8 protein-coding genes are annotated in these 6,450 nt (G+C 72.9%); all 8 read right to left on the reverse strand.

What is annotated here, in order from left to right; genetic code table 11:
• Positions 1-485: Holliday junction branch migration protein RuvA (gene ruvA / locus ND747_RS19510; protein WP_251735231.1), on the reverse strand; the 485-nt coding region annotated here is incomplete at its 3' end.
• Positions 482-1,012, reverse strand: coding sequence for a crossover junction endodeoxyribonuclease RuvC (gene ruvC / locus ND747_RS19515; protein ID WP_251735232.1), 531 nt, complete (start codon positions 1,010-1,012; stop codon positions 482-484). The genes ruvC and ruvA, both read right to left, overlap by 4 nt.
• 249 nt (positions 1,013-1,261) lie before the next feature.
• Positions 1,262-2,017, reverse strand: coding sequence for a YebC/PmpR family DNA-binding transcriptional regulator (locus tag ND747_RS19520; protein ID WP_251735234.1), 756 nt, complete (start codon positions 2,015-2,017; stop codon positions 1,262-1,264).
• A gap of 22 nt (positions 2,018-2,039) precedes the next feature.
• Positions 2,040-2,639, reverse strand: a complete 600-nt coding sequence (pdxT, locus tag ND747_RS19525; protein WP_251735236.1) for a pyridoxal 5'-phosphate synthase glutaminase subunit PdxT — start codon at positions 2,637-2,639, stop codon at positions 2,040-2,042.
• On the reverse strand, positions 2,636-3,589 hold the full coding sequence (pdxS, locus tag ND747_RS19530; protein ID WP_285900813.1) for a pyridoxal 5'-phosphate synthase lyase subunit PdxS: 954 nt from the start codon (positions 3,587-3,589) through the stop codon (positions 2,636-2,638). The genes pdxT and pdxS overlap by 4 nt, the downstream gene beginning before the upstream one ends.
• Positions 3,590-3,778: 189 nt before the next feature.
• Positions 3,779-4,315, reverse strand: a complete 537-nt coding sequence (locus ND747_RS19535; RefSeq protein ID WP_251735238.1) for a hypothetical protein — start codon at positions 4,313-4,315, stop codon at positions 3,779-3,781.
• Between the two features lie 43 nt (positions 4,316-4,358).
• On the reverse strand, positions 4,359-5,486 hold the full coding sequence (locus ND747_RS19540; protein ID WP_251735240.1) for a glycosyltransferase family 4 protein: 1,128 nt from the start codon (positions 5,484-5,486) through the stop codon (positions 4,359-4,361).
• A complete protein-coding gene (locus ND747_RS19545; RefSeq protein ID WP_251735244.1) occupies positions 5,483-6,397 on the reverse strand; it encodes a phosphatidylinositol mannoside acyltransferase in 915 nt (304 codons plus the stop codon). The genes ND747_RS19540 and ND747_RS19545 overlap by 4 nt, the downstream gene beginning before the upstream one ends.
• Positions 6,398-6,450: the final 53 nt, after the last annotated feature.

A 6,450-nucleotide genomic window follows, 5' to 3' on the forward strand; every position in this document is an offset into this window, starting at 1 on the left:
CGCGCACGACCAGGGTGGTGGCCAGGGTGGCCGGCTCGCCCACCTGCAGGGCAGCGAGCGTCGCCGGAGTGCACTGGGTTGCGGGGCGGACCGAGCCGGTCGCGCAGGTCCAGCACGATGCGCTGGGCTCCCTTGCGCCCGATGCCGGGCACCCGGGTCAGGGCGGTGAGATCCTCCTCGGCGACGGCGCGACGGACCGTGTCGGGATCGTGCACACCAAGGACGGACTGGGCCAGTTTCGGGCCCACACCGGCCGCGGACTGCAGGATCTCGAAGACGTCCCGCGCGTCGGCGTCGGCGAACCCGTAGAGGGTCAGCTCCGTCTCGCGCACGACCAGGGTGGTGGCCAGGGTGGCCGGCTCGCCCACCTGCAGGGCAGCGAGCGTCGCCGGAGTGCACTGGACCAGCAGCCCCACCCCGCCGACCTCGACGACGGCCGACACCGGCCCGAGCGCCCTGACCGTGCCCGACACCGACGCGATCACCGCACGCCCCCGAGACCGGTGCCGGTGCCGGCTGCCGCGCGCATCCGGGCCAGGGCCGGCCCGCGCCACAGGTGACACAGGGCGAGCGCCAGCGCGTCAGCGGCGTCGGCGGGGCGCGGCGCCTCGGCCAACCCGAGCAGCTTACTGATCATGAAGCCGACCTGCGCCTTGTCCGCCCGGCCGCTGCCGGTGACCGCGGCCTTGACCTCGCTGGGCGTGTACAGGCCCACCGGCAGATCGCGCCGCGCCGCCAGCATGATGGCCACGGCTCCGGCCTGGGCAGTGCCCATCACCGTGCGCACGTTGGCCTGGCTGAACACCCGTTCCACAGCTACTGCCTGCGGCCGGGTGCGGTCCAGCCAGGCGTCGATCCCATCGGCGATGGCCCGCAACCGGTCGGCCACGTCCGCCCCGGCCGAGGTGCGCACCACTCCGACCTCGACCAGGGTGGCCCGGGTGCCAACGCCGCCGTCGACCACCCCCAGACCACACCGGGTCAGCCCCGGATCGACCCCGAGCACCCGCATCCACCCTCCCGAGTACGCACGCCTGGGAACCGCCCCGCCATGGACGCCCGGCTCCGTGGATGCACCGCCGCACGAACGCACCGCCGCACGAACGCACAGCCGCACGAACGCACAGCCCACGATCACACGGTGCAGACCCGGGCACGGGCCCACGCCACGGTAGGAACACCCGTTCGATACTACGGCGCGCGGTGCAACCGCGACATCCACGACACGCCGATCGCGGCCGACCGGCCGAGTTCGGTGCGGTCAGCTGGTGACCAGCTCCATGACATCGTCGGAGATGTCGCCGTTGAACCAGACGTTCTGCACGTCGTCCAGGTCCTCGACCGCCTCGACCAGTTTGAGCACCTTGGCGGCGGGCTCGGCGTCCAGCTGCACGCTCACGCTCGGCAGCCAGGAGATGTCCGCCGAGCTGACCTCAAGGCCGGCGTCGGCGGCCGCCACCCGCACCGCATGCAGGTCCGTCGCCTCGGAGATCACCTCGAAGTCGTCCCCGAGGTCGTTGACCTCCTCGGCACCGGCATCGAGGACGGCCAGCAGCACGTCGTCCTCGGTCAGCCCGTCGGACTTGGCGAGCAGCACGACACCCTTGCGGTTGAACAGGTACGACACGGAGCCCGGGTCGGCCACAGTCCCGCCGTTGCGGGTGATCGCCACCCGGACGTCGGACGCGGCCCGGTTGCGGTTGTCGGTCAGGCACTCGACGAGCACCGCCACCCCGGCCGGCCCGTAGGCCTCATAGGTGATGGACTCGTAGTTCGCGCCGCCGCCGAGCTCGCCGGAGCCACGCTTGACCGCCCGGTCGATGTTGTCGTTCGGCACCGACTGGGACTTCGCCTTGGCGATGGCGTCCGCGAGTGTCGGGTTGCCGGCCGGGTCGCCCCCGCCGGTCTTGGCCGCGACCTCCACCGTCTTGATCAGCTTGGCGAACAGCTTGCCGCGCCGGGCGTCGATGACCGCCTTCTTGTGCTTCGTGGTCGCCCACTTGGAGTGACCGCTCATGTCCTGCCCCTCTTACTCTCGATCACCGACCAGATCCGGATGATCGCACGATGTCGACAAAGAGCCGGTGGACCCGGAAGTCACCGGTGAGCTCGGGGTGAAACGCCGTGGCCAGCAGCGAGCCCTGCCGGACCGCCACCGGCGCCTCGGCCACGCGGGCCAGTACCTCGACCCCGTCGCCTGCCTTTTCCACCCATGGTGCCCGAATGAAGACCGCATGCACCGGCGGTCCCGGCACACCGACGACGTCGAGATCCACCTCGAACGAGTCGACCTGCCGGCCGAACGCGTTGCGCCGGACCACCATGTCCAGCCCGCCGACCAGAGGCTGGTCGGGCCGGCCGTCCACGACGTCCCGTGCAAGCAGGATCATGCCAGCACACGAGCCGAACATGGGCAGGCCCGCCGCGGCCCTCTCCCGCAGCGGTTCCAGCAGTGCGAACACCCGCAGCAGCCGCCCGATGGTGGTGGACTCCCCGCCGGGCAACACCAGCCCGTCCACCTCGTCCAGCTCCGCCGCCCGGCGGACCTCCACCGGCTGCGCGCCGGCCAGGGTGAGCGCACGGGAGTGCTCGCGTACGTCCCCCTGCAGCGCGAGGATGCCGATCCGCGGGCCGCTCACCAGCCACGATCGGCGTAGCGGGCCGCCGCGGGCAGCTCCGAGACGTTGATGCCGACCATCGCCTCGCCCAGGCCGCGGGACACCTTCACCAACACGTCCGGATCGTTGAACATGGTGGTGGCCTCGACGATCGCCCGGGCCCGGCGCGCCGGATCGCCGGACTTGAAGATCCCGGAGCCGACGAACACGCCGTCCGCGCCGAGCTGCATCATCAGCGCCGCGTCCGCCGGGGTCGCGATGCCGCCGGCGGTGAACAGCACGACGGGCAGCCGCCCGAGCCGGGCCACCTCGGTGACCAGCTCGACCGGGGCGCGCAGCTCCTTGGCCGCCGCGTACAGCTCCTCGGCCGGCAGCGCTGCCAGCCGGGCGATCTCGGCGCGGATGGTGCGCATGTGCACCACGGCGTTGGACACCTCGCCGGTGCCCGCCTCGCCCTTCGAGCGGATCATCGCCGCTCCCTCGGCGAGCCGACGCAGGGCCTCACCGAGGTTCGTCGCCCCGCAGACGAACGGGACAGTGAACTTCCACTTGTCGATGTGGTGGTGCGGATCGGCCGGGGTGAGCACCTCGGACTCGTCGACATAGTCGACCCCGAGGGCCTGCAGCACCTGGGCCTCGACGAAGTGACCGATCCGCGCCTTGGCCATCACCGGGATCGACACCGCGGCGACGATCTCGGAGATCATGTCCGGGTCGCTCATCCGCGCGACCCCGCCCTGGGCCCGGATGTCGGCGGGCACCCGCTCCAGCGCCATGACCGCGACGGCGCCGGCGTCCTCGGCGATGCGCGCCTGTTCCGCGGTCACCACATCCATGATCACGCCGCCCTTGAGCATCTCCGCCATACCGCGCTTGACGCGGGCCGTACCGGCGTGGCGGGCCGCCGGGTCGCCGGGGCGGGTGGAGTCGGCCGCCGGGCCGCTGCTGGGGGCGCTCTGGGCCTCGGACATGATGTGCCGTCGCTTTCGCTCCAGTCGGGCACCACACACGAGCCGGCACCGCCATCGCCCGCGCCGCGCCGGTTCGGACGCTGCGGGGGAGCTCGGATGCCCGGCCCGGTGATTCCCGTGCGGGTGGGTCGGTATCCCATCGTACGGCGCAGTCCGGTCGGTCAGCGCCGCCGTGGGGCCGGGCGGGGGTCAGGTGGCCAGGTCCGGCAGGTCACCCCGGGCCGGCAGGGCGTCGTCGATCTCGAAGTAACCGGGCCTCGGCCGGCGCCCGGCCAGGTGCAGCAGCCGCACCAGCCGGCGCCCGGCCAGGGCCCGCAGATCCCGGACCGCGTCGTTGTGGAACTGCCGGGCGAGGGCGACCCGGGCGGCCTCGCTGTCAACGGCGTGCAGCTCGGCGGGGAACCGCTGGCCGGCTGCCGCGACCTCGCCGGAACGCAGCGATCGGCTCAGCACGTTCTCGGCCAGCTCCACCGCGCCGTCCAGCGGGCCACCAGCCAGCAGCACCGGGTGGACCGCCCGCGCCCGGCGGACGCTGTCGGCGAGATCGGTCAGCGCGCAGCAGGTGGCCAGCGTGTTCGCGGCATCGGCACGGGCCACGAGCTGGGTGACCAGTCCCTCGCGGGCGTCGGCGACCCGGGCGGCGAGTCGGTCAAGGCGCAGCGCCAGCCAGGTCAGATAGGTCGCGATCGCCACCACCAGGGCAACCACCACCACGAGGGCGTCCATCTCGCGCAGCGTAGCCAACCTCCGAGTGTGACCAGGCCCGCGGTCAGCCGGAGGCGACCGATACCCGCCCGTCGCCGGAGACCATCTGGTAGACCCCGACGATGCGCTCGGCGATGGTGCGCCAGTCGTACGCCTTCGCCACCGTATGGGCGTGACGCACCAGATCGGTGACACCGCCCGGGTCGGTGAGCACCTCGGCGAGCACCGCGGCGAGCCGTGCCGGATCGCCGACCTCGAACAGCCGCCCGGCCCGGCCGTCGTCGAGGACCCGGCGGAACGCGTCCAGGTCGCTGGCGACCACCGGGGTGCCCGCCGCCATCGCCTCCAGCAGCACGATGCCGAAGCTTTCCTGGCCGGTGTTCGGCGCGCAGTAGACCTGGCCGGAGGCGAACACCCGAGGCTTGTCCGCGTCGGAGACGAGCCCGATCAGGTCGACCCGGTCGCGCAGCCGCGGGTCGAGGCGGGCACGCAGGCCGGCGACGTCCCCGGGACCGGCGACGAGCAGTCGGACGTCGGGGACGGTGGCCAGCAGCGGCCCCATCGCGGCGAGCAGGACGTCGAGTCCCTTGCGGGGTTCGTCGATGCGGCCGAGGAACACCACGGTGGGCTGGCCGTCACCGTAGCCGGGCAGGGGCTCGGCGTCGGCGAAACCGTCCACCGCGACCCCGTTGGGGATCAGGATCGCATCCGCGCCCAGATGCTCGACCAGGGTGCGCCGGGCCGCCTCGGACACGGCGATGCGTGCCCGCAGTTTCTCGAACGACGGCTGCAGTGCGCCGTGGGCGGCGGTGAGGAACCGCGAGCGCGGGTTGGCGGTGTGGAACGTCGCCACGATCGGACCATCGGCGAGCATGCAGGCCAGCAGGCCGATGCTGGGCGCGCTCGGCTCATGGACGTGCAGCACGTCGAAGTCGTGCTCGCGCAGCCAACGGCGCACCCGGGCGGCGGAGACCGGGCCCATCAGCAGCCGGGCCACCGAGCCGTTGTAACGCACGGGCAGCGCCCGCCCGACGTCCACCGCGTACGGCGGCAGGGTCCGCTCGTCGTCGACCGGGGTGATCACCGACACCTCGTGGCCGGCCGCGATCAACGTCTCGGCCAGGTCCCGTACGTGCACCTGCACCCCGCCGGGCACGTCCCAGGTGTACGGGCAGGCGATTCCGATTCTCATGTCCCCGACGCCGAAGCCGGCGCCGAGACCGAGACGGGCGCCGAGACCGAGGGCACATCGTCGCGCCAGACCCGCTGCAGCATGTGCCAGTCGGCGGGATGAGCGGAGATGCCCTCGGCGAAGGCGTCGGCAAGGGTCTGGGTCATCGTGGCGACGTCACTGTGCGGGACGGGCGGGTGGATCCGGCCGCTCCAGCCGTCAACGTCGAACCAGAGGGTGACCGGCAGCAGCACGGCGCCGGTCTCCAGCGCCAGGGCGGCCGGACCGCCGGGCATCGTGGCGGTCGCGCCGAAAAAACGCACCGGCACCCCGGAACGAGACAGGTCCCGATCGGCCAGCAGACACAGCGTGCCACCGGCCCGCAGCCGTGCGGCGAGCAGCCCGTAGGGCGGGGACTCACCGCCGGTCAGCGGGATGACCTCCATGCCGAGAGCGGTCCGGAAGGCGACGAAGCGCTCGAACAGCGACTCCGGTCGCAGCCGTTCCGCGACGGTGGTGAACGGCGTACCGCTGGCCACCAGCCATGCGCCGGCCTGCTCCCAGTTGCCCATGTGCGGCAGGGCGATCACAACGCCGCGGCCCTGGGCGTGGGCGTCGCGCAGGGTCTGTTCGTCGAGCAGCCGCATCCGGCGGACGATGCGCTCGAGGCCAAGGTCGGTCAGCCGGAAGACCTCCAGCCAGTAGCGGGCGTAGGAACGCATCGCGGCGCGGGTGAGGCTGTCGAGATCGGTGCCGGCCGGGACGACCCGGGCCAGGTTGGCGCGCAGCCGTCGCACGCCACGGCCGGCCCGATGCCAGGCAAGATCGGCGCCGGCCCGAAACAGCGCGGCGGCCAGCGGCTCCGGTAACAGCCGGACGACCCGCCAGCCCAGTGCGTAGGCGAGATCGGTCAGCCGCCCGGCACTCACGATCGCGGCGGGCCACCACGCCCGGTCATGGCTGCGGCCGGCCCGCCGGCCGGCCG

The sequence above is a fragment of the Frankia sp. R82 genome (assembly GCF_023716925.1).
Classification (GTDB): Bacteria; Actinomycetota; Actinomycetes; order Frankiales; family Frankiaceae; genus Frankia.